Genomic DNA, 26854 nt, shown 5'->3' with positions numbered 1-26854 from the left:
TGATCACCCCACGACGATCAGGTCGCGACCGAGGAACTCGATGTAATAGATGTACACCCACGAAAGAACCAGAATCGCGAAGTATATCGCGATGAGCGTGAGGGTCCCGATCGGATCGAACTCCTCCGTGTCACCGCCCACGTCGTCCGTCGGCGCGTTTGCTGTCTCGTGTTGGCCCATGGGCGGCCTTGACAACAGAAGGGCAAATAAGATCCATCAGTTCTCGCACCCTGAAAACACGGGTGTTATATATTTCCGGCGGGCGCTTGACTCCGGTATGGACTTCTCGATCCAACGGGCCGTGCTCCTCGTTCTCGGCGGGGTCGTCCCCGCGGCGGTGTTCATCGCGGACCGAGCAGAGGTCTTCGTCGCGATCACGCTGGTGAACGTGTTCCTGATCTGGGCGAGCCTCCGGGTCGCGACCGGCGGGAGCCTCCCGGGGTTCGCCGGGGACTCGGCCGACTCCGAACACGCGTAACCGACCCGAACCGCGGGGGCCGCCCCCGATCCGCGAACGCCCCGGCCGACCGCGAACGGACCACCAATGACAGGCTGTACGCTCTGTGACCTCCCGACGGGGGACGACCCGCACACCGCGCCAGACGTCGACGGCGAGTTCTGCTGCCGCGGGTGCCTGACGGTCGCGCGCTCGCTCGACGACGTGGAGGACCTCGACGACCTCGACGAGCGGCGGCCGGACGCGACCCCCGCCGACGAGTTCGACGGCGAGACGACGTTCCTCCACGTCGACGGGATGCACTGCGCGACCTGCGAGTCGTTCCTCGAGATGACGGCCGGCGAGCAGGAGGGGGTCGCGGCCGCCGAGGCGAGCTACGCCACGGACACCATCCGGGTCGACTACGACCCCGACGCCGTGAGCCCGGACGAGCTCCCCGACCGGCTCTCCGTCGCGGGCTACTCTGCGAGCGACCGCGCGGACCCGGAGACGGACGACGACGACGCGGTCGTCCGGTTCCTGATCGGCGGCGGCTTCTTCGGGATGATGGCGATGCTGTGGTACGTCGTCTTCCTGTACCCGACCTACTTCGGCTCCGAGCCGCTCCTCGACCTGGGCGGCGTCTCGGGGACCTACCTCTTCGCGCAGATCTGGGTGTTCGCCTCCATCGTGCTGTTCTACACCGGGTATCCGATCCTGCGGGGCGCGTACGTGAGCCTCCGGGCGCGACAGCCGAACATGGACCTCCTCGTGTCGCTCGCGGCGACGAGCTCGTACGCGTACAGCACGCTCGCGCTGTTCGTCGGACGGACCGACCTCTACTTCGATGTGACCATCGCCGTCATCCTGGTCGTCACCGCCGGCAACCACTACGAGTCGATCATCAAGCGGCGGGCGACCGGCATGCTCGCCGACCTGACGACGACCGAGGACCGCACCGTCCGGAGGGAGGTGGGCGAGACCGTCGCGGCCGACGAGGTGGCCCCCGGCGACCGCCTCCTCGTCCGGCCCGGCGAGCGCGTCCCCTTCGACGGGGTCGTCGCCGAGGGGACCGCCGCGGTCGACGAGGCGCTCGTCACCGGCGAGTCGCTGCCGGCGACGAAGCGCGAGGGGGACGCGGTCCGCGGGGGGACCGTCGTCACCGACTCGCCCGTCGTCGTCGAGGTCGGCGAGGACGCGGCGAACACCCTCGACACGCTCGTCCGCCTGCTCTGGGAGATACAGAGCTCCCGGTCCGGGATCCAGCGGCTCGTCGACCGGCTCGCGACCGTGTTTGTCCCCCTCGTCGTCGCGGTCGCGGCCGTCGGGGCGACCGCGACCCTGGCGTTCGGGTCGCCGCCGGTCGACGCCGCGCTCGTCGGACTGACGGTGCTGATCGTCTCCTGCCCGTGCGCGCTGGGGCTGGCGACGCCGCTCGCGGTCGCCGCCGGGATCCGTGACGCCGCCGAGCGCGGCATCGTCGTCGTCTCCGACGCGGTGTTCGAGGCGGCCGCCGACATCGACACCGTCGTGCTCGACAAGACCGGGACGCTCACCGACGGCGAGATGCGGCTGCTCGACGCGACCGCCGAGGCGGACACCCCGGTCGAGCGCGTCCGGGAGCGCGCGGCCGCCGTCGAGCGCGCCTCGGTCCACCCGGTCGCCGAGGCGATCGTCGCGGGCGTGCTGGGCGAGGCGGACGACCCGACCGGCGGGCGACCGGCGGCCGACGGCGGCGCGACCGCGGCGGACTCGACGGAGGGCGGACCCGCCGGAGTCGACGCGCTCGGCGACGCGGCCGCGACCGGCGTGGACGTCTTCGACCGCGGGGTCGCCGGCCGGGTCGACAGCGACGAGGTCGTCGTCGGCCACCCGGACCTGTTCGACGAGCGCGACTGGCCGGCTCCGGACCGGCTGCGCGAGGCGGGGACCGCCGCCCGCGACCGCGGGAACGTCCCCGTCTACGTCGGCTGGGGCGGGCGCGTGCGCGGCGTCCTCGCCGTCGGCGACGAGGTCCGCGACGGGTGGGAGGATGTGGTCGCCGACCTCGATGCGGACGGCCGCCGCGTGGTCGTGCTCACCGGCGACGCGCCCGCGGCCGCGAGGCGGTTCGCGGACCACCCCGCGATCGACGAGGTGTTCGCCGAGGTCCCGCCCGAGGCCAAAGCCGAGACGGTCAGGCGGCTCGGGGCCGACAGCTCGGTCGCGATGGTCGGCGACGGGAGCAACGACGCGCCGGCGCTCGCCGCGGCCGACCTTGGCGTCTCGATCGCCTCGGGGACGGACCTCGCCGCGGACGCGGCCGACGCCGTCCTCCTGGAGGACCGGCTCTCGGCGGTCCCCGAGCTGTTCGCCGTCACGCGCGGGACGAACCGGCGGCTGAAACAGAACCTCGGCTGGGCGTTCGTCTACAACGCGGTCGCGATCCCGCTGGCGTTGTCCGGCGTCCTCAACCCGCTGTTGGCCGCGCTCGCGATGGCGTCGAGCAGCATCCTCGTGGTGACGAACTCCGCGCGGGCGGTGTTCGACCCCGACTGAGCCGGCGCGCGGCGGAGCGTCGGTCGTCGCCGACGCGTCGTCGGAGAATAGCACGGAGCCGCGAGGGTCCGGATCGATACCGTCCGGAGGCGGAAGTCGACGGAGACGCGCCCCGGAGTGACGGACTACGCCGTCGCGCCGACGTGCGGCTTGACCGCGCGGACGATGGCGTCGACGTCATACTCATCTTCGGTCTTGTCGAAAACGACCTCGTCGTCGGCACGGACGACGAAGACGCCGTCGTCGCCGGTCACCAGCGCCACCTCGTCGACGCCCTCGCCGAACTGCTTGAGGATCGCCTCGGAGACATCTTGGGCGCGGTTCAACATGCCGCACGGGACGCAGTACTCGACTTCGACTCGTGTCATGCGCCGTAGTACGCGGCGGACCGGATTAAAATGGCGGGTCGGCGACCCGGCCGCGCCGACGGGCGAGTGCCGCGGTCAGACGACCAGCGCGTCGAAGACGACGGCGAAGAGGAGCAGGCCGAGGTAGGCGTTCGAGGCGTGGAACGCGCGGAACGCGGCCCCCTCGGTCTGCTCGTAGTGGAGGCGGACGACCATCCAGAGGAAGACGCCGCCGACGCCGACGCCGACGACCGCGTACAGGACGCCGAGCGGGTCAGCGGCGGCGGCGAGCGCGACCGCGGCGACCAGCGTCGCGCCGAGATACCAGAGGATGTGCCGGCGCGTCGCGGTCTCGCCGCGGACGACGGGCATCATCGGGAAGCCGCCGCGCTCGTAGTCGTCCTTGTACGCCAGCGCGAGGTTGTAGAAGTGCGCCGGCGTCCACAGGAAGATGACCGCGGCGAGCAGCAGTCCGCCGCCGCCGACCTCGCCCGTGACCGCGGCCCACCCGATGAGCGCGGGGAGCGCGCCGGCCGCGCCGCCGATGACGGTGTTCTGGACCGTATTCGGCTTGAGGACGAGCGTGTAGACGACGCTGTAGAACAGGATCGCGACGAGGCCGAGCGCGGCCGTCAGCGCGTTCACCGTCCAGAACAGCCCGAGCGAGACGACCGTCAGCAGGCCGCCGAACGCGAGGGCGTGGGAGACCGGGACGAGGTCCGTCGCGAGCGGGCGATCGCTGGTGCGTTGCATCCGCTTGTCGACGTCGCGCTCGAGGACGTGGTTGAACGTCCCGGACGCGCCGATCGAGAGCGCGCCGCCGGCGAGCGTCGCCGTCACCACAGACGGGGTGAAACCGATGCCGCCCGCCAGCGCCATCGCGGCGGCGGCGACGAGACAGAGCAGCCACATCAGGCGCGGCTTCATCAGCCGGAAGTAGGCGGCCGCCGTCGCCTTCAGCCGCGGGAGCGTCGCGGACGGGATCTCCGGCTCCGGGGCCTCCTCCACCGGCGGCAGGTCGTCGGTCCCGGGTTCGAACTCGTCGGGCGCGTCGTCCGGGTCGCCGGTCGCTGCCTCGAGCCACCAGGCGAGCGCCGCGAGGACCGCGCCGAAGATCCCGATGCCGAGGAGGAGGTGCGCGGAGCCGAGCGCGGCCGGCAGGTCGCCGAGCGCGACGAGCGCGCCGACCCCGGCCTGGGCCGGATAGACGACGAGGGCGGCGGCGAGCGCGACCCGGACCCGGCGGTCGGCGCCGTCGCGCCACGCGAGCACGGCGGAGAGGGCGACGAGGAGGCCGACGACGACCGCGAGCGCCCGGTGGCCGAGGGCGATCCACCCCTCGGTCGCCGTCGGGAGGGCCACCCCGGTCCCGCAGGCGGGCCACCCGCCGCACGCCGACGCCGCCCCCGTGAGGGAGGTGGTCGCGCCAACGACGACGAGGAGGTACACGCCCATCGCGGCCGCGGCCAACACCGCGGGGAATCTGTCTGGGAGCGTCACGTGGCGTGGATTACGAATCGGACCCATATATGTTCCGCGCTTCGACAAAACGAAGGCGAGCGCGGGGGGAAGACGCGAGCCCGAGCGGGGCCGATCAGTCCCGGTTCGCGTCCGCGTCGCCGCCGCGCTCGCGGAGGATCCGGTCGACGATGTCGCCGCTGGAGAGTAGCTCGTCCTCGTACTTCGGCTCGCGGCCGGAAGCGCGCTCGACTCGGCAGTCGATGCCGCGGTCCGCGAGCGCGGCGGCGATGTCGGCCTCCTCGTGGTGCTGGTCGAACCCGAGCACGATCACGTCGGGGTCGAGCCGCTCGATGGGGACGAACACGTCCGCCGGGTCGCCGAGGTGCGCCTCGTCGACCGCGTCGAGCGACGCGACCATGTCGCGTCGCTGGCGGGCGCAGAGCACCGGTGCGGGCTTGTGCGTGACGTTGGGGCGGCGGGCGACGATGGCGTGGAGCTCGTCGCCGTACGTCGCCGCGTCTTCCAAGTAGTGAACGTGGCCGGGGTGGAGCAGGTCGAACGTCCCCTGCGCGACGACCCGCGTCATCGGAACCACGAGAGGAAGCCGCCGCGGTCGCGCTCGTCGAGCTCTCGGTCGATGTCCTCCTGAGTGAAATCGAAGAAGTGCTCGTCGGGCACCTCCACGTCGAGGACGTCGAGGGTGGTCTGTCGCCCCTCGTTGTCGAACGCCTTCCAGTCGCCCCAGCCGTAGGGGGCGCCCACGATGATGTGGACTTTCCCCTGCCCGAACGTCGCGAGGTCGGCGTCGCTCGGCCGCAGCGCGCCGTTCGGGTGGGAGTGGACCGACCCGACCGCGCGCATGTCGTTCGGCTTCATGTGGGTCTGGACGCTGGCGCTCGTCGGGCTCGACTCCGTCCCGGGGATGACGAGCACGTCGGTGATCACCTGCCCCTCCCGGTCGAGATCGAGCTTCCGGGCGTCGTCCGCGCGGAGGAACCCCATGTACTCGTTGGGGTGCGTCTCCTCGCTCGCCTCGAGGACGAAATCGAGGGTCTCTCGGGCGATACCGAGGAGCTCGTCCGAGCGGAACAGTCGCATGAACGAGATAAGTCGCCGTCGCCTCATAGGGGTTCCGGACCGCGCGACGCGGGGCGTCTCCCCCGTCGAGCCCCGAGAGAACAGGCTTAACATCGGCCGTTCCCGAGAACTGTCTATGAGCGAAAACACCGCCGGGGATTCCGGCACGCGGGGCGATTCGAGCCCCGAACCCGACGCCGACGTGGCCGAGGGGGCGACCGACAGCCGCCCGGTCGTCTACGATCTGGCGCCGGACTGTACCCTCGAAGACGCCGCGGTCGACGAACTGTACCACGCCGAGGTCAACGGCGTCGTCGACTACGGCGTGTTCGTCGACCTCTCGGACGCCGTGAGCGGGCTGGTCCACGAGTCGAACCTCAACGGCGACTACGCGGTCGGCGACCGGCTGATCGTCCGGCTCACCGAGGTGAAGGAGAACGGCGACGTCGCGTTCGACGACGTCGACCCCGACGACTACCGCACCGAGACCGTCGCGCACGAGCCGACGGTGTCGCGGGTCCGCGGCCTCGCCCCGGGCGACGAGGTGACCGTCGAGGGCGAGGTCGTCCAGGCGAAACAGACCGGCGGCCCCACCATATTCGCCGTCGCGGACGCCTCCGGCGTCGTCTCCTGTGCCGCCTTCGAGTCCGCCGGCGTCCGGGCGTACCCCGAGGTCGAGGTCGGCGACATGGTCCACGTCTCCGGCACGATCGAGAGCCGCGAGAACGCGCTCCAGCTCGAGGTCGACTCGCTGAAGCGACTCCCCGACGAGCGCGCCGCCGAGGCGCGCGAACGGTTCGAGGCCGCGCTCGACGAGCGCGCGGAGCCGGCCGACGTCGACCCGCTCGTCGAGTGGGAGGCGTTCGAGCCGATCCACGAGGACCTCCGCGACCTCGCGCGGCTGATCCGGCAGACCGTCCTCGCCGGCCGCCCGATCCGCGTCCGCCACCACGCCGACGGTGACGGGATGTGCGCCGCGATCCCGATCCAGCTCGCGGTCGAGAACTTCGTCGAGGCGGTCCACGAGGACCCCGACGCGTCCCGGCACCTGTTCAAGCGCCTCCCGAGCAAGGCCCCGTACTACGAGATGGAGGACGTCACCCGCGACCTCAACTTCGCCTTGGAGGGCCGCGCCCGCCACGGACAGAAGCTCCCCTTCCTGCTGATGCTCGACAACGGGTCGACCGAGGAGGACGTGCCGGCCTACGAGAACCTCGCGCACTACGACATCCCCATCGCGGCCGTCGACCACCACCACCCCGACCCCGAGGCGGTCGACCCGCTGCTCGACGCCCACGTGAACCCGTACCTCCACGGCGAGGACTACCGGGTCACCACCGGGATGATGTGCGTCGAGCTCGCCCGCCTCGTCGACCCCTCGCTCACCGAGGAGCTCGAACACGTGCCGGCGGTCGCCGGGCTCTCCGACCGCTCGAAGGCGGAGGCGATGGACGACTACGTCGCGCTCGCCGAGGACGCCGGGTACGACGAGTCCGACCTCCTCGACATCGGTGAGGCCCTCGACTACGCCGCCCACTGGCTGCGCTACTCCGAGGGGAAGACGCTGGTCAACGACGCGCTCAACGTCGGCTGCGACGACGAGGCCCGCCACGAGGAGCTCGTCGAGTTCCTCTCCGAGCGCGCCGAGCGCGACGTGGAGCGCCAGCTCGACGCCGTCGACGACCACGTCGAGCACGAGCGGCTCGCCTCCGGCGCGCACCTCTACCGGATCGACCTCGACGAGTACGCGCATCGCTTCACCTACCCCGCCCCGGGCAAGACCACCGGCGAGCTCCACGACGCACGGGTGAAGGAGACCGGCGACCCCGTGATCACCATCGGCTACGGCCCCGACTTCTGCGTCCTCCGCTCGGACGGGGTCCGGCTCGACATCCCGAACATGGTGACCGAGCTGAACGAGGAGTTCCCCGAGGCCGGCGTCTCCGGCGGCGGCCACCTCGTCGTCGGCTCGATCAAGTTCGTGAAGGGCCGCCGCAGCGAGGTGATCGAGGCGCTCGTCGAGAAGATGGCGAGCGCGGAGATCGACGAGGCGCTCTCGTCGACGATCGCGCTCGACGACTGAAACGGCGGAAGACACACGCGGCGGCGGTTTTTACTCGATTTCGACCTCGCACCGAGCGACGGCGACGGCTCCCGCGAGCGCGACCCCGAACCCGCCGACGAACGTGACCGGGATGAAGACGCCGCCGCCACGCCAGTCGGCGGCGTAGGCGCGGGCGTAGAACTCCGCGACCGACTCGTCCTCGACCGCGAGCAGCACCTCCCGATTGCGGGTCTCCGCGCTCGGGTTCCAGTTGAGGCTGCCGACGACCGCCGCGTCGTCGACGACGAGCCCCTTCGCGTGGACCGTGCCGAACCGCCCGCGCGGCTCGGCGAGGTCGACCGCGATCGGCTCGTCCGCGAGCCGTTCCGAGAGGTTGCGGTTCGCCTCCCGGTCGTACCACGCGTCCGAGAGCAGCAGGTGGACGTCGACCCCGCGGTCGGCCGCGCGCCGGAGCGCGAGGACGATCCGGTCGTCGGAACCGCCCACCCGCGGGGCGACCGCGAGGACGCGGTCGTCAGCGGCGTCGATCCGCGCGACGATCCGGTCGGCGGCGTTCCCCGGGGCGGTGAGCACGGTGACGTTCGCCGCCGTCGGCTCCGGCGGCGCGTCGAACCGCGTCGGGTACGAGCCGTTCGCGCGGGCGCCCTCGTGGAACTCGGCGTCGGCGCGGAAGGCGCGCCAGGAGCGCGCGTCGCGGGCGGCGAAGTCGGCGGCGAACAGCGCCGCCAGCTCGGCCGCGACGGTCCCGTCGGTCGGCGCGGCGCCGGCGGACGGCTCCGCGACGACACCCCATCCCCGGTTGCTCCGCCCGCCCGTGCCCGAGGGCTTCCAGTTCTCCGTGAGGACGACGGCGCGGTCGTCCGCGACCGCGTACTTCGGGTGGTGGAACCGGAACCGCTCGACTTCGCCGTCGAGGATCCGGACTTCGACGCCAGCGGCCGTCAGCCGATCGAGCAGCCGCGCGCTCCGCGCCGAGAAGCCACCGACCGTCGACCCCTCCAGCAGGACGCGGACGCGGACCCCGCGGTCGGCGGCCGCGACGAGCGCGTCCGCCACCCGCTCGGAGGTCAGCGTGTAGCCCGCGACGAGCAGGCGGTCGTCCGCGCCGAGGAGCGGTTCGACCGGGAGGCCGGGGCTGTCGGGGAGGACGAACGGCGTCGCGTTCGCGCCAGCGGTCCGGCGCGGCGAGCGCGGCTCGTAGCCGCGCGGCCGCCACTCGCCCCACGAGGCGCGCCAGCGGTACCCCTCGCGGGCGCGGTCGTAGGCGACGACGTCGACCCGGCTCCCGTTCCGCCGGAGTTCGATCCGATCGCCGGAGGCGGACAGCGGGAAGTAGTCCGTCAGCCGTCGTATCTCGGGGGCGTCGGTCGCGCCGTCCTTCGTACTCAGCGAGGGCCGCACGAACTCGCCGCGGATCGCCGCGGTCCGGTTCGGCGCCATCGACAGCGCCACCGTCCCGCTCGCGTTCGGCGGGAGGTCGGCGTCGTAGTAGCCGTCGGAGAGCGACCAGTTCCCGCGCTCCGGGAGGGAGACGACGAGGTACTCGCCGCGGTTCTCGGGGGTCGCCGGGTTCGGGTACAGCTCGACGATCCGCGGCTCGGGGGCGGCGGAGCCGTTGGCCGTCCCCGCCTCGGCCCCGTCGACCGGGGCGGCCGCCGCCGGAGGGACGCAGGCGACGCTCGCCGCGGCGAGGAGGAGTGCGATCGCGGCGGCGCGGGGCCAGTGGCTCGGGCGAGTCGGTGGCACGGCGAGCGTGGCGCCGGTATCGGACAAAAGGGTTCGCGGTCGTGGCGGGAAGTCGGAGTGCGGCGGTTCGACCGTGTCAAGCCGTCGGCGCGGGTTCCGCGTCGCCGTCGAGGGCCTCTCGCGCCTTCTCGCCCTCGGTCGAGACGACGAAGGAGTGCTCGTCGGCGTACTCGGCGACCGCCTCGAGCGCCTCGCGGGTGCCGATCTGGCGGAGCGCCCAGCCGGCCGCCGCGCGGACGTCGTCGGACGGGTGCGCTTCGAGCGCGTCGGCGAGCGGGTCGACGGCGCGGGTGTCGCCGATCAGGCCGAGCGCGCGGGCGGCGTGGGGGCGGACGAGCTCGTCGTCGTCGCCGTCGGGGTCGAGCCGGTCGGCGAGCGGCTGGACCGCCTCGGCCGCGCCGATCTCGCCGAGCGCCTTGAACACGACCTTCTGGAGCTGCGGGTTCGAGTCCTCGGGGACGTACTCGACGAGGGTGTCGGTCGCCTCCTCGGCCGTCATCTTCCCGAGGATCCGGATCGCGGGCTGGTCGCGCTTCTCGGCGCGGCCGAGGATCTCCTCGACCGACGCCTCGGTCTTGCCGCGCTTGCCCATCCGCTCGAACGCCTCCAGGCAGTGGCGCTCCATGAAGTCGGACTGTAGGGAGTCGAGCGCGAGGAGGATCATGTCGACGTTGCCCCGGGCCTCGTGCTCCTTCAGCGCGGCCCACTCGACCGGGAAGTCCTTGTAGTGGCCGAGCACGTCGTAGTACCCCTGCGCGCGGAGCTGCTCGTGGGTCTCCAAGTCGTCCCACTCCTCGGCGTCGTCGAGGCCGGCCTCGAGGTCGTCGGTCGTGGTCAACAGCGCCGCGATGTCGTCCGCGTCGTCGTCCGCGTCGAGGTCGGCGTCCGCGACCGCGGCGGCGACGGCGTCGAGGGCGGCGACGATCTGGTCGACTGGGGGCGCGGCGGCGTCCGCGTCGTCGAGGAGGGCCTCGGGGTCATCGTCGGCCGCGTCGATCGCGTCGTCGATCGCGTCGGCGGCCGCGTCGACGAACGACTCCGCGGCGGTCGCGACGTCCTCGTGGCCGGCGGCGGTCCACTCGGTGTCTTCGACCGTCCCGGCGGCGGTCTCGATCGCGTCGACGACGTCCTCGCCGTAGGGGCCGCGGGCGTCCGCGACGCCGTCGCGGAGCTCCGCCACGCGGTCTTCGAGGTCGCCGCGGGGGTCGTCGGCGTCCTCGTCGTCCTCGTCCGGCTCGGGGAGGTCCGCCTCCGCGATGCCGGTCTCCGCGTCGTCGAGGAGGGCCTCGACGTCGTCGAGGTCGGCCTCCGTCTCGGCGGCCTCGAGATGGTCGGCGATCTCGTCTAAGTACTCGGTCAGGGACTCCTCGGTCGCGTCGTCGGGGAGCGTCGGGGCGGCCGTCTCCGTCGACTCGCCGGCGTCCCCGCCGTCGTCCGCGGCGTCGACCTCCTCGGAGGCGTCGGCCGGGTCGTCGTCGCCGTTGCTCATATACCACGAACTCCGTGTGTAGTCCATTAAGAGGTTTCCCTTCGCGGGCGTCGCCGCCAACGCGCGGAGGAGCGGGGCCGAGAGAAAGGGCCGAGGAGCGGTGCCACCGGGGAATAGATCAAGGAACGGGAACCGCGGCCCCGAGTCGACGCGGGCGGTCCGTCGCCGACGCGGTCGACGACGCGAAACGAGACTCGTGTTCACGACCAGCACGCTTTTATTATCACCTTCTAATACCGGAACGATTAGATGTTAGACGTCGACCACGAAGCGATCACCGACGGGCCGGTCGGGCGAGTGCTCCTCGTCCTCGCCGCGCCGCTCGTCGCGCAGAACGTCGTGTACGTCGCCAACGCGCTGATCGACACGTTCTGGCTCGGGCGGGTCGGCGAGGACGCAGTCGCCGCCGTCGGCCTCAGCCTCCCGATTCAGTCGCTGCTCGGCGCGACGGTGGTGGTCGGCGCGGTCGGCACCCAGATCCTCGTCTCTCAGCGGGCCGGCGACGAGGACGAGTCGGGCGCGCGCCGCGTCGCGGTCAACGGCGCGCTCGTCGCGCTCCTCGTTACCGCGGCGGTCGCGCTTCCCGTGGTCCGCTACGCCGAGGAGCTGGTGGGGCTGCTCGGCGCCGACCCCGCGCTCGCCGGGACGACCGCCACCTACCTCGCCGTTGTGGTCGCGGTCCTGCCCGTCGGCGCGGTCGGCGACACGGTCGAGAACTGCTTCACCGCGTACGGCGACACCCGCGCGGTGTTCCACGTGACCCTCGTCAGCGTCCTCGTCAACCTCGTCGCCGCCCCGACGCTCATCTTCGGGGTCGGCCCCGCCCCGGAACTCGGCGTCGCCGGGGCCGCGCTCGGCACCGCGCTCGCGAGCGTCGTCGGCCTCCTGTGGATCCTCGGGTACGCCGCGGGGATCGGCCGCGACACCTTCCGGCTCACCCGAGAGGCGTTCGCGGTCGACGCGGCGACCCTCCGCGAGGTCGTCTCGGTCGGCCTCCCGCTCGGCGGCCAGCGCGGCGTGAGCGAGCTCGTCAGGGTGCTCGTCGTCGGCCTCGTCGCGATCGCCGGCGGCGCGGCGGGCGTCGCGGCGTACACGGTCGGGGCGCGGGTCGCGACGCTCGCGATCGTCCCGGCGCTCGGACTCCAACAGGCCGCGCAGTCGATGATCGGACAGAACCTCGGCGCCGCCGCCCCGGCGCGCGCTCGCCGGACGACGACGGTCGGAACGGGGATGATCGTCGTCGGCTTCCTCGCGCTCGGCGCGGTCCAGTTCGCCTTCGCCGGCGGGATCGCGGACCTGCTCGCGCCCGACCTCACCGCCGGCGGACGGGACCTCGCGGTGACGTACCTCCGGATCCTCGCCGCCTCCTACTGGGCGCTCGGTGGAACGTACACCCTCCTCGCCGGGTTCAACGGCGCCTCCCGCACCCGAACCTCCTTCGTCGCCGACCTGGTCAAGTACTGGGCGGTCCGGTTCCCCATCGCCGTCGCGGCCGTCCCCGTCGCGACGACGTTCGGCGCGTTCGGCGTCACGGTGGCGCCCGGGCTGGGCTGGGGGGTCGAGGCCGTCTTCTGGGCGGTCGCGGCCTCCAACGTCGTCGGCTTCCTCGGCCTCGGTGCGTACTTCCTGTACACGACGCGGCGCGGGATGTTCGCGAACGCGGCGGAGCGCGCGAGCGGCGGCGGGAGCGGCGCCGCAGAGCCGGCGGACGACGACTGACGGCGGTCGGACTCAGCGACCGCGACCGCCACCGTCACCTTTGTCGTCCGAGGCTGTCACCTCCCCGTCTCCGGAGGCTGTCACTTCCTGGTCGGTGAACTTCGCGAAACAGCGCCAGCAGCGATAGACGGTCAAGTCAGACGGCGGCGGGACGTGCCCGCCCGCCATCCGGACTTTCGTCACGAGGAACCGGCTCTCACACTCCGGGCACCGAGGCGTGCGGAGGAACACGGGGGCATGTCGCTCGCGGGAGACTTGTGATTTGGGTCAGTCCGCGAGCAGGGCCTCGCTCTCGACGACCGTCGCGAACTCGCCGTTCAGGTGCGCGAGCGCGACGCGGTGGGAGGTCTCGGGGTCGATCCGCTCGCCGTCGGGGGCCTCGCGGGCGTGCGCCGCGGTCGCGTCGGCGACCACGCGCACGTCGTAGCCGCGGTTCTCGGCCTCGCGGATCGTCGTCGAGACGCAGTGGTCGGTGGTGAGCCCGCAGACTACGAGCGACTCGTGGCCCGCCTCGCGGAGCCACTCGTCGAGCCCGGAGTCGAGGAACGCGCCGTTGACCGACTTCTCGAACGTCGGCTCCCCGTCGACCGGCGCGGTCGCCGGTTTCCACGCGAACCCGGGGGCGTCCGGGCGGAGCGGGGAGTCGGGCTCCGTTGAGGCGTGGCGGACGTGCGCGACGGGACGGTCGGCCTCGCGCCAGCGGTCGAGGAGGGCGGCGGCGGCGGCCTCGGCGTCGGGGTTGTTGCGCTCGCCCCAGTCCGGTTCGTCGAAGCCGGTCTGGAAGTCGACGAGGAGGAGGACCGCGTCGTCGGCGTCAGTCATCCCCGATCCCCGCGGCACCGGGGGCCTCCGCGTCGGCGTCCACCCCGTCCGCGAACCGTCGCCACGCGCCGGGTTCGAGCAGCGCGTCGGGGGCCTTCGGGTGGTCGCGCGTCGGGTCCAGCGGGCAGGCGTCGGGGCTCGCGTCGTCGTCCTCGCGGAACAGGTACTGCTTCCACTCGCGGTCGCCCTCGGCGCCCCAGTCGCCGAGGTCGGCGTGGGGGCAGACCCCGTCGTAGTCGCCCATCCGGTCGCGGATGGTCTCGCGGGCGCGCTCGCCCGCCTCGGTGTCGGCGGTGATCCCCTCGAAGACGGCGCGGGGCTGGAACGTGATCTCCAGGCCGACCGGCGAGTACCGGCTCTTTCGGTCGTCGTAGAACGGGGCACGCGAGGTCGGGAACAGCGCCTCCCCGCCGAAGCAGAACTCCCACCGCGGGGTGTCGGGATCGGTCGGGATGTCGTCCGGCCACGGCTCCGGGTCGTGGACGTGGAGGAACTCCAAGACGTGCCAGAGCCGCTCGTGGTAGTGCGCCTCGCCGCGGTCGCCGGCGGGCGGCTTGAAGAACACCGCGAGCGGCGCGCGGTCGGCGTGGTCCGGGTACGTGTCGAGGTACTCCAAGAGGACGTCGCGCAGCCGCAACAGCGCGGCCGGATCCGTGGTCGACTCGCAGGCGGCGTACAGCATGTCGCCCTCGCGCTCGACCTCGATGCCGAAGTAGCAGGGGAACGGCGACCCGCCGCGCTCGCCGAGCATCGACTCCCGGAAGGTCCGGTAGTGTTCCTGAAGCCACGGCGACGCATCGTCGAGCCGACCGTGGAGCGTCTCCTGGTCCAACAGCACGCCCTCGGTCCCGGCCTCGTTCATACCGTTCTTCGGGGGTAGACCGGCTTTTGACTTTCGCCGGGTTCGACGCTGCGGGAACGGGCCGCCGTCGGCGGCCGAGTTGACGATCGCCCGTGGAGAACGCCCCCCGACGAGACGGCAGATGGGGCCGAGTCGTTTGGGACCATACTGGACCGGGACGATGACGGCCCCGACCCGGAGACGCTCCGGCCCCTGCGAGGCGAGCGACGGCGATTAGACGGCGAACCGCGAACGGACGTGGCGATAGCTATTTTCGGCGAGGAGCGCAACGATACACGGACGGGCTCTCACGCCCGATATCACCATTCACCACTCATGAAAGACACAGAGAAATACCTGATACACGCCACCATCGCGGCCGACGGCGTCGTCGAGCGGAGCGACGTCGTGGGCGCGGTGTTCGGCCAGACCGAGGGACTGCTCGGGGACGAGCTCGACCTCAGGGACCTCCAGGAGTCCTCGCGGGTCGGCCGGATCGACGTCTCGGTCGAGTCCGAGAACGGCCAGTCGTTCGGCGAGGTCACCGTCGCGTCGAGCCTCGACAAGGTCGAGACCGCGATCCTGGCGGCCGCCTTGGAGACCATCGACCGCATCGGCCCCTGTCACGCCTCCGTGGAGGTGACGAGCATCGAGGACGTGCGGGCGGCCAAGCGGCGCGAGGTCGTCGAGCGCGCCAAGGAACTGATCGCCGGCGGCTTCGAGGAGACGAGCCTCGCGAGCAGCGACGTGTTAGACGAGGTGCGCGACGCCGCGCGCGTCGAGGGCATCGTCGACTACCGGGGGCTCCCGGCCGGGCCGCGAGTGGGCGACTCCGACGCCGTCATCATCGTTGAGGGGCGCGCGGACGTGCTCACCCTGCTCGACTGCGGGATCAAGAACGCGGTCGCCGTCGAGGGGACGAACGTCCCCGAGGCGGTCGCCGACCTGACCGCCGACCGGACGGTCACCGCGTTCCTCGACGGCGACCGCGGCGGCGAGCTCATCCTCCGCGAGCTCGCGCAGGTCGGCGAGGTCGACTACGTCGCGTTCGCGCCCCCGGGCGAGTCCGTCGAGGACCTCGACCGCGACGCCGTCTTCGAGGCGCTCCGCGGGAAGGTCCCGTACGCGAGCCTCGCGGACGCGTCGGACCTCCGCGCGGCCGCTGACGACGAGGAGTCGACCGACGACGGGGACCCGGCGGGCGACGACCGCCCCGGATCGGTCGCGCGCGTCGGCGACGGCGGCGCGCTGCCGGACGACCCGTCGGGGGGCGGAGCGGCCGGCGCGTCGCTCGAGTCGACCGCGTCGCCCGACTCCGAGACGGGGGGCGAGCCCGCGGCACCGGCGACCGAGGGGTCGGCGGACGACCCCGACGACACCGGCGATCAGCCGCCCGACGACGCCGGGAAGACGGTGAGCATCGAATCCGGCGCCGGCGTCGACGTGGATGCTGTCGCCGCGGAGCGCGACTCGCGAGCGGACGACGACCGCGACGCGGACCCGTCCGAGGAGACGGACCCGACGCCGACCGCCGATCGGGAGGGTGCCGAGAGCGGCGAGGCCGAGGAAACGGACGAGGTCGCCGACGAGACCGACCAAAGTAGCGACGAGACCGCGGAGCAATCCGACGAGCCGCGGTCGATCGCGGCGCACGTCAGCGCGGTCGTCGGCGGCGAGACCGGCCACGCGCGGCTCCTCGGCGACGAGTTCGACGTCGTCGACGAGGTCGACGCCGCCGAGGCGTTCGACGCGGTCGAGGACGCCGACCCCGCGCCGCAGGCGGTCGTCGTCGACGGCATCGTCGACCAGCGGCTCCTCGACGTGGCGGCGCAGCGCGGCGTCGGCGACCTGATCGGTCGCGACCTCGGCGAGTTCGTGAAGCGGCCGGCCGGGACGCGCGTCCTCGCCGCCGCCGACGTGCGGGCCGAGGCCTGAGCGGCGGGCGACCGAGGTCAGACCAGGCCGACCGCGCCCAGCACCGCGAACAGCGCGTCGCCGTACGTCAGCGAGACGACGAGCCCGACCGCCATCGGGACGACGAACGGCATCCCCGGCGAGACCAGCACGCGGTCCGCGCCGGCGACGACCTCGAGGCCGTCGCGGAGCGTCGCGGCGTCCGTGCCGTACGCGCCGTGGTCGATCTCGTCGAGGAACCGCTCGGCCGCCCAGGGGTCCGCGAAGTCGGGAGGCGAGTCGGCCGACCCGGCCCCGTCGTCGACCGCGCGTCCCCCGTCGGTCCGCGGGCCGACGTGGGTTCCCCCGTCCGTCGGCTCGAACGTCTCCCCGACCGAGTCGGGGTCGCGGAGCCGCCCCGGCTCGCTCCGGAGGTCGGCGAGCGTGAGGCCCCGCCAGCGGAGGTACATCCGGAGCGCGTCCAGGTCGAGGCCGCCTCGCGTCGGCCCGTCCGGATCTTCGAACAGGCGGCCGTGCCGGTCGGGCAACGAGTCGGTCGCGACCGGCCGCGCGAAGAACATACTGGAGGAGGCCTCCCCGCGGGCGAGGTTGAGGACCGCGAGCCCGAACGGGTACGCGAGGCCGAGCAGCACCGTGTTCGTGAGGACCGTCAGCGAGAAAACGCCGATGTCGGTGTCGACGAGCGGGAAAACGAGCGATCCCAGCTTGTATGCCGGGAACGTCGGGAAGATCACCGCTAAGGCGATCATCGCCTTCGCGTCGGCCCCGCCGAACGCGCCGAGGTACCAGAACGCGTAGCCGAGCGGTGCGACGAACAGCAGGCTGATCGCGGCCCGGAGGAGGAACACCCGGCCGTCGAACCCCGCGAACGGCCACAGCGAGACGGCCTCCCAGATCAGGAGCAGCGCGCCGAACAGGTACAGCGGCGGCCACAGCCGGTTCGGGAGGCGTCGGGTCCGGACGTCCCGGATCGCCGCCCACGCGAACACGGGGACGACGACGAGTCGGAGGAGGTCCGGCAGCGTCGCGAACATGTCTCCACGGGCGGGGGCGGCCCAATTAGGCGTTCGGGTTCGCGTATCGCGATCGATACCGCCCGCCTCCGAGAGGGGAGTCCCGGCGTCGTGACCGTGCGGCGAGACCCACCGACTGACGTGACGCGAGCGAGCCGCCCCCTCACTCGTCCGGTCGGTCCGGCCGCCGGTCGAACACGTCGAGGACCGGCTCCGGGTCGGCGAGCCCCGGAACCCGGTACTCGTCGTCGCGCAGTTCGATCACGACGGTCTCCGTGTCCAGCCGCCGGTCGAGTCGCCCGCGTCGTACTCGCAGATCCGTCTCCTCCCACGGCTCGACGCGCCACAGGGTCACCCCGAACAGGCGGTCGCGGGCGACGAGCGCGTCGTCGCCGGCGCGGTACGCGACGAGCCCGTGCCGGAGCTCGTGGTCGACCGCGGCGAGCGCGATCGGGACCGCGACCGCGGCCGCGAGGAGGGCGAGGGCGGTCGCCAAGTTCCCGCCGATCGCGAACAGGAGCGCGACGAGTGCGACGATCCCGCCGATGTACCAGAGCCCCGGATGGCCGAGCGGCGTCGTCAGCGCCCCGGCGAGGCGGGCGCGTCGGGGCTGGCGGACCGTCTCGACCGGCCCCGCGATCGATCCGTCGACCGGTTCGGTCGACGGCGGGTCGTAGGAGAGTCCCAGATCGAGCGCCGCCGACTCGTCGAACGCCGCCAGCCGGTCGCCGTACAGCCCGGCGAGGTCGGCCGCGAACTTCACCCCGACGACACCGAGCAGGAGCGGGAGGCCGATCGCGTCGGGGTCGAGGGCGGATATCGGCGTGTCGCTCTCAAGAGTCCCTGCGGCGACGACGGTGACGGTGACCAGCGCGCCGAGGAAGATCGCCCCGCCCCGGACGAACACGCCCCGTATCGCCGTCTGCGCGCTGTGCTCCCGGTACTCGCCGCGGCCGAAGTACTCGACGAGCGTCGTCGCTCCCTCGCTGACGAAGACGGCGATGGTCGCCAGCGCGACCGTGTCGAGCGCCTCCTGCCCCAGTCCGCCGTCCGCGGTCACCCCGACGGTGACAACGCCGACGACCAGCCAGACGACGCCGAGGATCGGCGCGGCGACCGGGAGGACGAGCAGCGAGGAGAGCCGCACCTCGACGCCGGTCCACGGCACCGAGGCCCCAACGCGTCGCTCCCCGAGCGGGCCGACGATCAGCCCGTCGCGGTCGAGTTCCGACGGCCGCCCCGCGAACAGGGCGCGGAGGAGCGCCCAGCCGGACGCGATCCCGAGTTCGAACCAGTACAGCGTCAACAGCGCGGCCGCGTTCCAGTCGAGCGCGATCACGCCGACGAGCGGGAGCAGGTTGGCGACGGCGACGGAGAGTGCGCGGAGTCGGTGACCGCGACCCAACGCGCGCAGCCCGTCGGGCGGGCGGAGGGAGGGCATCCGTCGGTCGTTCCGGGCCGCATAACATAAGCGGCCGGGAGGGCGGCTGCGAGGGGGCGGCCCGGGGCCGCGCCGCGGCCGCGCCCCGCTCAGCGCGCCGGGCCGGCGGCGCGGTGGAGGTAGAGGTACGCAAGCACCGGGACGATGGTGAAGAGGAGCGTCGAGACGGCCCAGACGACCGCGTAACGGCTCCCACGCGCCCTCGCGTCGCGGTAGATCCACACCGCGGCGGCGACGACGACGCCGTAGATCACGAGCGTGAGCGGGAGCGACCACGGGAGAGCGAGACCGAAGAGCGTCATGACGTGACGTTCGGCCGGAGCCGATGAGAAGTCGTCGGTCCCGGCGGTACCCTCGCGCCGGTCAGCGGGAGCGACCGCTCACGGCCCGCCGGTGAGGTCGGCGCACATCACGAAGTCCGGCTCCGCCGCGACCGGGACCCGGTTCGCGCCGGTGTCGCTCACGTGCTCAACCGTCTCGGGGATCAGCACGCGGGCGTCGTCGGCCGCGACCGCCGCGGCGTCGGCGGCGATCGCGTCGTACAGCGCGCCCGCCGCGTCGACGTCGCGCCACGCGGCGACGCCGTAGACCGCGGTCCGCGTCGTCTCGCCGTCGACCTCGCGCTCCGTCACGCGGGTCCGGACCGCGAAGCCGGCGAGCGCGTCGGCGTCGGCGACCGCGAGCAGCCGGTCCTCGGCGGCCGCAGTCGCGAGCTCCTCGCGGGTGAGCCGCGAGCAGGCCCACGACTCGCCCGGGTCGAGCGCGAGGCCGCGCAGGCGGTCGCGGGCGTTGCTGTCGGCCCAGAACGCCCACGCCGCGCTCGGGTCGGGGTCGGCGAGCCGTTCGAACCCGGGAGCGTCGCGGTCGAGCGCGTCCGGGTCGGGGTCTGGTTCCGCGAACCGGAACTCCGTCGCGGGGTCGAAGCCGACCGCGCGCGACTGGCCGAGCCCCATGACGTTCCACGAGAACACCATGTTGCGGCAGACGGTCGCACCGCGCCCGCGCGCCCAGTCGAGCACCGCCTCCGAGAGGGCGGTCCCGACGCCGTGGCCGCGCGCGGCGGGGTCGACGCGGATCCCCTGTCCCCACGCCTCCCACTCGCTGAGGAGCGCACCCTGGATACAGCCGACGACGGCCTCGGGATCGCCCGCGTCGGCGACCCCGTCCCCGTCGCCCGTGACGTGCGTGTCGCCGGCTTCCCGGCCGTCGAGGCCTCCCGCCTCGGCGGCGTCCGGAGGGAGCGTCGCGACGAAGGTGCCGCGGTCCGGGTCGTCAGACGCGGCCCACTCCGGGAACACGCGGGGGATGTAGTCCTCGTGGCGCTCGCCCCACGTGTCGCGGGTGAACGCCGCGACCGCGTCGGCGTCGGCCGGCCGCGCCTCGCGGACGACGAGGGGAGACTCGGACGCGTCGCCGTCGGCGGCCTCGCTCATCGCCAGGGCCGCGACTCCTCGGTCAGCTCGCCCGAGAGATCGCGCGTCATCGCGTCGGCGGGGTCCGAGCGGTTCACGAGCGCCCACATCAGCTTCACCTTCGCGGTGCCGGGGAGGGTGTCGCCCGCCTCGACGACGCCGGCGTCTAAGAGGTCCCGGCCGGTGTCGTACACGCGATCGCAGACCCGCCCGTCGAGGCACTGGCTCGTCATCGCGACGACGGTCCCGCCTTCGACTAACTCCTCGATCCGCGGGATGAGGTCGGTGTGGACGTGGCCGAGCCCTGTCCCCTCGATCACGACGCCGTCCTTGTCGTCGAGGTACGCCCACGCGGCCGGGTCCATCCCGGGCGTGAACTTGACGAGTTCGACGTCGCCGTCGAGGTCGGGCTCAAGCGCGACCGCGTCGTCATCGGCCGCGTCGCTCCCGTCGGTTCCGCCCCGCGGGCGCGGGTCGCGGTTCCACTCGACGGCGGCGTCGGCCGCGTCGCCCTCGGCGCCCGCCTCCGCGGCGCGCTCGTAGTCGATCAGGCCGAGCGGCGCGGCGCCGACCGTCTCGAAGGCGTCCCGGCGGGAGGTGTGGTTCTTGCGGACGCGCGTGCCGCGGTGGAGCGCGCAGGCGTCGTCAGACTGGGTCGCGTGCATACACACCAGCGTCTCCGCGTGGTCGGCCTTCGCGGCCTCGACGGCGCACACCGCGTTCATCACGTTGTCCGAGGAGGGGCGGTCCGCGGAGCGCTGGCTCCCCGTGAACACGACCGGGACGGGCGAATCGAGCATGAACGAGAGCGCGGACGCGGAGTACTGCATCGTGTCGGTGCCGTGCATCACGACGACGCCGTCCGCGCCCGCCTCGATCTCCTCCGCGACCGCCGCGGCGAGCTCCCGCCAGATGGACGGCTCCATGTTCTCCGAGAGGATGTTGGCGACGACGCGTCCTCGGTAGTTCGCGCGACCGGCGAGTTCGGGGACCGCGCGGAGGACGTCCTCCGCGTCGAACTGCGCGGTGACGGCCCCGGTCCGGTAGTCGACGGTGGAGGCGATCGTCCCCCCGGTGGAGATGAGCGAGACGGTCGGGAGCTCGTCGTCGAACGTGATCTCCGAGGTGGCGTCGCCGTCGTCGGTCTCGGCCGCGGGGTCGACCTCGCGGACGGCGGACTCCAGCACCTCGGCGTCGGCCGCCTCGCGGTCGATGCCGACGTTGTACCCGCCGTCCAGCTTGACGACGAGGTGCTCGCGCGTCGTGGAGGGGAGCAGTACGCCCTCGTTGGTGACGCCTCCGCGCTTGACGCGGACGCGATCTCCCGGTTGCATACGACCGGGTTCCGCCGGGGCGGACTTGAATCCAACCGTTCTCGGCCGCGCGCCGGTCTGTCCGACGCGCGCTGAGCGAGGCGCGCGGGCGGCGGGCGGGACGAGGCCACGGCTACCGAGACGAGTCTACCGGTTGCCGAGACGGATCGCCGGCGATCGGGAAGCGACGTGGAGGGAGCGACAGAAGCGTTCGGGAAGAGAGGAGAGCGTCGGCGCGGGCGGCCGACGGCGGTCGTCGGTCGATCGCGGGAGCGGCGGGCGGCCGGATCAGTGCTCGATGTACTCGGCTTCCCAGTCGGTGCGGGCCTCGATCTCGCGGCGGCCGCGGCGGGTCAGCGTGTAGTAGTTGGTGCGGCGGTCGCGCTGGCCCTTCTCGACGAGTCCCTTCTCGACGAGCGTGTCGAGGTTGGGGTAGAGGCGGCCGTGGTGGATCTCTTTCTCGTAGTACTCTTCGAGTTCCTCCTTGATCGCCAACCCGTGCGGCTCGTCGAGTCCCGCGATCACGTAGAGCAGGTCACGCTGGAAACCTGTGAGGTCGTACATACAACTGCCAATACATACTTTTCGATAATAAATAAATATACCGTTATATCAGTCCTCGTACGACCAATCACCGGCTCCTACCGCTCCGAAACGGCCGCCTCGTTTCTGTCAACTCCGTAACGCTCACACGGGGCGAGTTCGCGTGTCGGCGGTCGAGCGTCGTTTTCAGCGTCTGATATGTGTCGTAGTTGACGGCGCGGACCGGGTGCGTCTGGCCGACTCGCGCGGCCGGTACTGACCGGGACGAGAGCGGCCGCTAGCTGTCGTGGCTCCGAAGAAGGCACGCCCGACGCGGAAAAAAGCCGCGTCAGGCCTGCCGATTGGTCCCCGCTGACGCTTCGGCCCTCCAGACGAAGCGTCACTTAATGATAGCGGGTAGAGCGTAATAAACGTGTTGTACGCCGCTCACATGTGTTCCTCTTCTAACACCCAGCCGAGCGCGCGCTTGTAGTGCGCGAACAGCTTCTCAACGCCGCGGTGGTTCATCTCCTCGTCGTCCAACTGTTCGCGGAGGAACTCGTACTGCTCTCTAACCTCCTCTTCCGAGCGCATACGGGACGATAGGGAGCGGTCCCGGATAGTGTTGTGGCCGAGATAGCTCGCCGGGGTCGAGGGTCACCGATACCGTGCGACCAGCACGCCGAGTACCAGCGCCGCGCCGACGGCGGTCAGGATCCCGCCGAACCGCGGCGACAGGCCGAGCGTCGCCACGCCGAGGAGCGTCGTCACGCCGATCGTCGCCGTCAGGAGACCGATGAGCAGGAACAACGCACCCCAGACGACATCAGGGACCAGTTTGGCGACCTCGTCGATGAACAGGCCGAGTATCTCGTCGAGCATGGGGACCGGCCGTGTCCCGGTAACGACGCTGCCGGACTAAATACTGCCGACGGGCGCCCGCGAACGGTAACGTTGATACGTCGACCGCGGGTACGAGAGGAGACGAATGGACGACCGGACCCGCGAGTACCTCCGGGGGCGATTCGGCGACTACTACCGGTCGGTGTCGCTGTCGCTCCCGCCGGACGCGTACCTCCGCGAGTGGGGTCACATCCCGTGGACGCCCGGGTCGGGGACGACAATGGTCCGACACCAAGCGCTGTCCGAACTCGGCGACGTCGACACGTTCTTCGCGGACAACGCGCCGCGGCACGCCTACTTCTCGGCCGCGCGCTACGACAATCCGGGGGCGGCGACGATGGGGCAGAAGGGGTGGCGGAACGCCGACCTCGTCTTCGACCTAGACGCCGACCACCTGCCCGGCGTCGACCCCGAGACCACCGCGTACCCGGAGATGCTCGAAGCGTGTAAGGAGGCGCTCCTCCGACTGCTGGACTTCGTCGACGACGACTTCTCGTTCGACGACGTGACCGTCGTCTTCTCGGGCGGGCGCGGCTACCACGTCCACGTCCGCGACGAGAGCGTCCGGGAGTTGGACAGCGACGCGCGGCGCGAGATCGTCGACTACGTGCGCGCGATCGACCTCGACACCGACGGCCTGATCCGCACCGTCTCCGACCGCGGAACGACGAAGCGCGTCCTCCGGACCGAGGGCGGGTGGGGCGCGCGCGTCCACGACGAGCTGGTGCGGTACGCCGACAACCTCCGCGAGATGGACGAGGACGCGGCCCGGGAGGAGCTGATGGAGCTCGACGGGATCGGCGAGGGGCGCGCGGAGACGATCCTCGGCGCGTTCGACCGGAACCCGACCGCGGTGCGCGAGGGCAACGTCGAGGCCGGCGGGCCGGGCGTCCGCCGGCTCGTCTCCGCGCTCGCCTCGCGCGTGACCGCGGCGGACGCGGCTCCGATCGACGAGCCGGTGACGACTGACACCCGGCGGCTCATCCGGCTGCCGGGGACGCTCCACGGCGGCTCCGCGCTCGTCGTCACGCTGCTCGACCGCGACGAGCTCGCCGACTTCGACCCGCTCCGGGACGCGGTCCCGAACCGGTTCGTCGGCCGCGAGATCCGGATCGAGACCGATGCGGATCGGACGGTAGAATTAAACGGCGAGCGCGTCAGAGTTGAATCCGGTAGAAACACCGTGCCCGAGTTCGCGGGAGCCTTCCTGATGGCCCGCGGCGAGGCGCGGAAAGCCCCCGAACGATGACCGACGACAGATGAACCTCGACGAACTCCGGTCCGCGCAGGCGAAGGAGCGCCGGAAGGACAGCCTCCAGCACCTGCGGGACTCGTTTTATGACGACGTCGGCGCGTACGTCGCGGACTTGCGCGCCGCGCGCGACCGGCGCGCAGAGCAGGTCGAGAACCCGTTCGCAGACGACGACATCCGCCGGCTCTCCGACGAGGTGGAGACCGCAGAGGAGGTCGCGGAGGCGCTCTACGAGCGCCGGGTCGGGAAGGTCGTCAAGCTCGCCTCCTTCGCCGCGGCCGACATGTCGGTCGACGAGGAGGGGATGACGACGGAGGAGCGCCGGCTGTTCGACGACCTCGTCGATCGCATCACCGCGAACAAGTCGGAGGTGCTCGACGTGCTCGCCGGCGAGTCGCCGGCGACGGAGGGCGTCCCGACGGACGACGAGGCTCCGACGCCCGACGACACCCCCGCGTCGCGTGCCCCCGACGCTCTCGGCGGCGAGTCGACGCCGGCCGATTCGACTGCGACCGATCCGGCACCGACCGGTTCGACCGCGACCGACGCGGACGCCGGACCGCCGGACCCCGACGACGGACCGGCAGTCTCGGACACCTTGGCCGGTGCGATGGGCAGCTCCGAACGGGAGTCCCCCTCGACCGAGGAACCGGCGATTGCGACCGGCGACGACTCGACGCCGGCCGCGCCGGAGCCGACCGACAGGTCCGCGGGCGACGGCGGAGATGACCCGACGCCGGTCCCGCCCGAACCGGCACCGCCAGGAGCGGTCGGCGTCGACGACGGGGGCGAGGAGAGCGATAGCGCGGCGGCCGACCGTCCCGCGGGCGACACGAGCGACGGGACGGAGTCCGGAGCGACGACGGACGGTGGCCCGATCCCGGAACCGACGGCCGGCGGCGGGGCGGAAACGGGCCGTTCTGTCGACCGGGCGACGGTCCGGATCACCCGCGACGTGGGGGCCATCTTCGGCGTCGACGAGCGGGAGTACGACCTCGCGAGCGAGGACGTCGTCTCCCTCCCGGTCGAGAACGCCGACCCGCTGGTCCAGCGCGACGCGGCCGAGCGAATCGACTGACGCCGGGCAGCGGCGTCGCTCGATTGACTGAAGAGCCACTCTTCTGCCCGGAGAGTCACTCCGCCGACCGACGGACACTAACGCCGCGGGCGGCTACGAATGCTCGATGGAGATCGAGTTCCTCGGCGGCGCCCGCGAGGTCGGCCGGAGCGCGCTCCTCGTCGACGACGCGCTGCTCGTGGACTACGGACTCATGGCCGCGGAGCCGCCGCAGTATCCGGTCCGCGACCCCGAGCCGGAGGCGGTCGTCGTCTCGCACGGCCACCTCGACCACGTCGGGGCGATCCCCGCGCTGCTGAAAGGCGACCGGCGGCCGCCGATCCATTGGACGCCGCCGACGGGCGAGCTCGCCCGGACGCTCGCCGAGGACACGCTGAAGCTCCACGGCAACAGCCCACTGTGCCCGTTCGGCCGGGAACACGTCGCGCGGCTGGGCGAGGTCGAGCGGCGGCACGGCTACAGCGACCCCTTCCCGGTCGCCGGCGGCATCGACGGCGGCGGCTACGAGGTGACGCTGTTCGCGGCGGGGCACATCCCCGGGTCGGCGCACGTCCTCGTCGACGACGGCGACACTCGGCTGCTGTACACCGGCGACTTCCACACCGACGACCAGCGGCTGGTCGCGGGGACGACGGCGCGGCCCGACGCCGACGTGGTGATCTGCGAGAGCACGTACAGCGACGTGGAACACGACAACCGGGGCGAAGTCGAGCGGCGGTTCGCGGAGAGCGTCGAAACGACGCTCTGGGAGGGCGGAACGGTCGTCGTCCCGGCGTTCGCCATCGGGCGCACCCAAGAGCTGCTGTTGGTCTGTGCGGCCCACGACATCCCTTGCTACGTCGACGGGATGGGGAAAGAGGTCACCGAGACGCTGCGGCGGTACCCCGAGTTCGTCCGCTATCCCGAGGCGCTTCGGCGCGCGAAGTCGCACGCGCGCTTCGTCACCGGCCGCGACGGACAGCGCGAGCGCATCGCCGACGAGAACGCGGCGATCGTCACCACCAGCGGGATGCTCTCCGGCGGCCCCGCGATGACGTACATCCCGGCGATCCGGGCCAACCCGGTGAACAAGGTCGCGATGACCGGGTATCAGGTCGAAGGGACGCCTGGGCGGGACCTGCTGGAGTCGGGTCGCGCCGAGATTGACGGGCGCGTGATGCCCGTGAGCGCTCGGGTCGAGCAGTACGACTTCTCCGCGCACGCCGACCGCGACGGGCTGGTCGGGTTCCTCGGGTCCTACCGCGACGCGACGGTGATCGTGAACCACGGCGACCGCTGTGAGGCGTTCGCGACCGAGCTTCGGGAGGGCGGGTTCGACGCGAGCGCACCGGAAATCGGGGAGCGGATCGAGGTATAGGAGACGGCACAGGTGAGACTGGCTTAGGTACTGTTCGCGTTTGTGTCGTCGAATTCGCAGTTCACAGACAGGACGTTTGTCCCGAGTATTGGAGGGATAACGGCGTGC

Annotated in this window: 25 protein-coding genes; 8 read left to right on the top strand and 17 right to left on the bottom strand. The window is 72.1% G+C overall.

The annotated features are described in order from the left end of the window. Positions 1 to 3 precede the first annotated feature (3 nt). Positions 4 to 180 (bottom strand): hypothetical protein, encoded by a 177-nt coding sequence (locus ABNG04_RS01625; protein WP_371159468.1) that lies wholly within the window; start codon positions 178 to 180, stop codon positions 4 to 6. Between the two features lie 97 nt (positions 181 to 277). Between ABNG04_RS01625 and ABNG04_RS01620 the strand changes: the two genes are divergently transcribed. Next, positions 278 to 478, top strand: coding sequence for a DUF8131 family protein (locus tag ABNG04_RS01620; protein ID WP_371159466.1), 201 nt, complete (start codon positions 278 to 280; stop codon positions 476 to 478). A gap of 66 nt (positions 479 to 544) precedes the next feature. Further along, complete coding sequence (locus ABNG04_RS01615; protein WP_371159464.1) at positions 545 to 2974, top strand: heavy metal translocating P-type ATPase; 2430 nt, start codon at positions 545 to 547, stop codon at positions 2972 to 2974. A 125-nt stretch (positions 2975 to 3099) separates the two neighbouring features. Here the strand turns inward: ABNG04_RS01615 and ABNG04_RS01610 are convergent, their stop codons facing one another. From ABNG04_RS01610 to ABNG04_RS01595, 4 genes are all read right to left on the bottom strand, one after another. Next, positions 3100 to 3342 carry an Rdx family protein gene (locus ABNG04_RS01610; protein WP_006112936.1) on the bottom strand — a complete coding sequence of 81 codons (243 nt, stop codon included), beginning with the start codon at positions 3340 to 3342 and terminating at the stop codon, positions 3100 to 3102. Between the two features lie 75 nt (positions 3343 to 3417). Further along, positions 3418 to 4821 (bottom strand): heme o synthase, encoded by a 1404-nt coding sequence (locus ABNG04_RS01605; protein ID WP_371159462.1) that lies wholly within the window; start codon positions 4819 to 4821, stop codon positions 3418 to 3420. Between the two features lie 94 nt (positions 4822 to 4915). Continuing rightward, entirely contained in the window at positions 4916 to 5368 is a 453-nt protein-coding gene (locus ABNG04_RS01600) for an FAD synthase family protein (RefSeq protein WP_371159460.1), read from the bottom strand. Continuing rightward, the gene (locus ABNG04_RS01595) at positions 5365 to 5880 is read right to left on the bottom strand and encodes a Mov34/MPN/PAD-1 family protein (protein WP_371159458.1); all 516 of its coding nucleotides are present in this window, start codon (positions 5878 to 5880) and stop codon (positions 5365 to 5367) included. Before ABNG04_RS01595 ends, ABNG04_RS01600 begins: the two co-directional genes overlap by 4 nt. Before the next feature lie 115 nt (positions 5881 to 5995). Between ABNG04_RS01595 and han the strand changes: the two genes are divergently transcribed. Next, positions 5996 to 7942 carry a Hef-associated nuclease gene (gene han / locus ABNG04_RS01590; protein ID WP_371159456.1) on the top strand — a complete coding sequence of 649 codons (1947 nt, stop codon included), beginning with the start codon at positions 5996 to 5998 and terminating at the stop codon, positions 7940 to 7942. Between the two features lie 30 nt (positions 7943 to 7972). Here the strand turns inward: han and ABNG04_RS01585 are convergent, their stop codons facing one another. Next, complete coding sequence (locus ABNG04_RS01585; RefSeq protein WP_371159454.1) at positions 7973 to 9670, bottom strand: phospholipase D-like domain-containing protein; 1698 nt, start codon at positions 9668 to 9670, stop codon at positions 7973 to 7975. 76 nt (positions 9671 to 9746) lie between these two features. Then, positions 9747 to 11159 (bottom strand): HEAT repeat domain-containing protein, encoded by a 1413-nt coding sequence (locus tag ABNG04_RS01580; RefSeq protein WP_371159452.1) that lies wholly within the window; start codon positions 11157 to 11159, stop codon positions 9747 to 9749. A gap of 249 nt (positions 11160 to 11408) precedes the next feature. Here ABNG04_RS01580 and ABNG04_RS01575 point away from each other — a divergent pair, with 249 nt between their 5' ends. Further along, on the top strand, positions 11409 to 12878 hold the full coding sequence (locus ABNG04_RS01575) for an MATE family efflux transporter (protein WP_371159451.1): 1470 nt from the start codon (positions 11409 to 11411) through the stop codon (positions 12876 to 12878). 267 nt (positions 12879 to 13145) lie between these two features. On the opposite strand, the gene ABNG04_RS01570 is transcribed toward ABNG04_RS01575, so the two are convergent. Continuing rightward, the gene (locus ABNG04_RS01570; RefSeq protein WP_371159449.1) at positions 13146 to 13700 is read right to left on the bottom strand and encodes a cysteine hydrolase family protein; all 555 of its coding nucleotides are present in this window, start codon (positions 13698 to 13700) and stop codon (positions 13146 to 13148) included. Next, the gene (locus tag ABNG04_RS01565) at positions 13693 to 14562 is read right to left on the bottom strand and encodes a YqcI/YcgG family protein (protein WP_371159447.1); all 870 of its coding nucleotides are present in this window, start codon (positions 14560 to 14562) and stop codon (positions 13693 to 13695) included. Before ABNG04_RS01565 ends, ABNG04_RS01570 begins: the two co-directional genes overlap by 8 nt. A gap of 315 nt (positions 14563 to 14877) precedes the next feature. Between ABNG04_RS01565 and dnaG the strand changes: the two genes are divergently transcribed. Beyond that, complete coding sequence (gene dnaG / locus ABNG04_RS01560; protein ID WP_371159445.1) at positions 14878 to 16476, top strand: DNA primase DnaG; 1599 nt, start codon at positions 14878 to 14880, stop codon at positions 16474 to 16476. 17 nt (positions 16477 to 16493) lie between these two features. Here the strand turns inward: dnaG and ABNG04_RS01555 are convergent, their stop codons facing one another. From ABNG04_RS01555 to ABNG04_RS01520, 8 genes are all read right to left on the bottom strand, one after another. Further along, positions 16494 to 17489 (bottom strand): A24 family peptidase, encoded by a 996-nt coding sequence (locus ABNG04_RS01555; protein WP_371159443.1) that lies wholly within the window; start codon positions 17487 to 17489, stop codon positions 16494 to 16496. A 142-nt stretch (positions 17490 to 17631) separates the two neighbouring features. Continuing rightward, positions 17632 to 18909, bottom strand: coding sequence for a DUF6498-containing protein (locus ABNG04_RS01550; RefSeq protein WP_371159441.1), 1278 nt, complete (start codon positions 18907 to 18909; stop codon positions 17632 to 17634). A gap of 89 nt (positions 18910 to 18998) precedes the next feature. Continuing rightward, positions 18999 to 19211, bottom strand: coding sequence for a hypothetical protein (locus tag ABNG04_RS01545; protein WP_371159439.1), 213 nt, complete (start codon positions 19209 to 19211; stop codon positions 18999 to 19001). A 78-nt stretch (positions 19212 to 19289) separates the two neighbouring features. Then, on the bottom strand, positions 19290 to 20342 hold the full coding sequence (locus ABNG04_RS01540) for a GNAT family N-acetyltransferase (protein ID WP_371159438.1): 1053 nt from the start codon (positions 20340 to 20342) through the stop codon (positions 19290 to 19292). Further along, complete coding sequence (gene gatD, locus ABNG04_RS01535; protein ID WP_371159437.1) at positions 20339 to 21655, bottom strand: Glu-tRNA(Gln) amidotransferase subunit GatD; 1317 nt, start codon at positions 21653 to 21655, stop codon at positions 20339 to 20341. Before gatD ends, ABNG04_RS01540 begins: the two co-directional genes overlap by 4 nt. A 267-nt stretch (positions 21656 to 21922) precedes the next feature. After that, positions 21923 to 22198: a PadR family transcriptional regulator gene (locus tag ABNG04_RS01530; RefSeq protein WP_004597247.1), complete on the bottom strand. Its 276-nt coding sequence runs from the start codon at positions 22196 to 22198 to the stop codon at positions 21923 to 21925. Between the two features lie 405 nt (positions 22199 to 22603). Continuing rightward, positions 22604 to 22750, bottom strand: a complete 147-nt coding sequence (locus ABNG04_RS01525; protein WP_371159435.1) for a DUF8555 family protein — start codon at positions 22748 to 22750, stop codon at positions 22604 to 22606. A gap of 63 nt (positions 22751 to 22813) precedes the next feature. Further along, positions 22814 to 23038, bottom strand: coding sequence for a hypothetical protein (locus tag ABNG04_RS01520; protein WP_371159433.1), 225 nt, complete (start codon positions 23036 to 23038; stop codon positions 22814 to 22816). A gap of 106 nt (positions 23039 to 23144) precedes the next feature. On the opposite strand from ABNG04_RS01520, the gene priS reads away from it, so the two are divergent. The 3 genes from priS to ABNG04_RS01505 all read left to right on the top strand — a co-directional run bounded on the left by priS (position 23145) and on the right by ABNG04_RS01505 (position 26746). Next, a complete protein-coding gene (gene priS, locus ABNG04_RS01515; protein WP_371159432.1) occupies positions 23145 to 24308 on the top strand; it encodes a DNA primase small subunit PriS in 1164 nt (387 codons plus the stop codon). 10 nt (positions 24309 to 24318) lie between these two features. Next, on the top strand, positions 24319 to 25389 hold the full coding sequence (locus ABNG04_RS01510) for a DNA replication complex subunit Gins51 (protein WP_371159430.1): 1071 nt from the start codon (positions 24319 to 24321) through the stop codon (positions 25387 to 25389). A 106-nt stretch (positions 25390 to 25495) separates the two neighbouring features. Beyond that, a complete protein-coding gene (locus ABNG04_RS01505; RefSeq protein WP_371159428.1) occupies positions 25496 to 26746 on the top strand; it encodes an MBL fold metallo-hydrolase in 1251 nt (416 codons plus the stop codon). Positions 26747 to 26854 lie beyond the last annotated feature (108 nt).

The sequence above is a fragment of the Halorubrum miltondacostae genome (genome assembly GCF_041379815.1).
GTDB lineage: Archaea > Halobacteriota > Halobacteria > Halobacteriales > Haloferacaceae > Halorubrum > Halorubrum miltondacostae.
The sequence above is the reverse complement of the archived record's forward strand: the minus strand, read 5'-3'. Positions and strand labels throughout refer to the sequence as shown.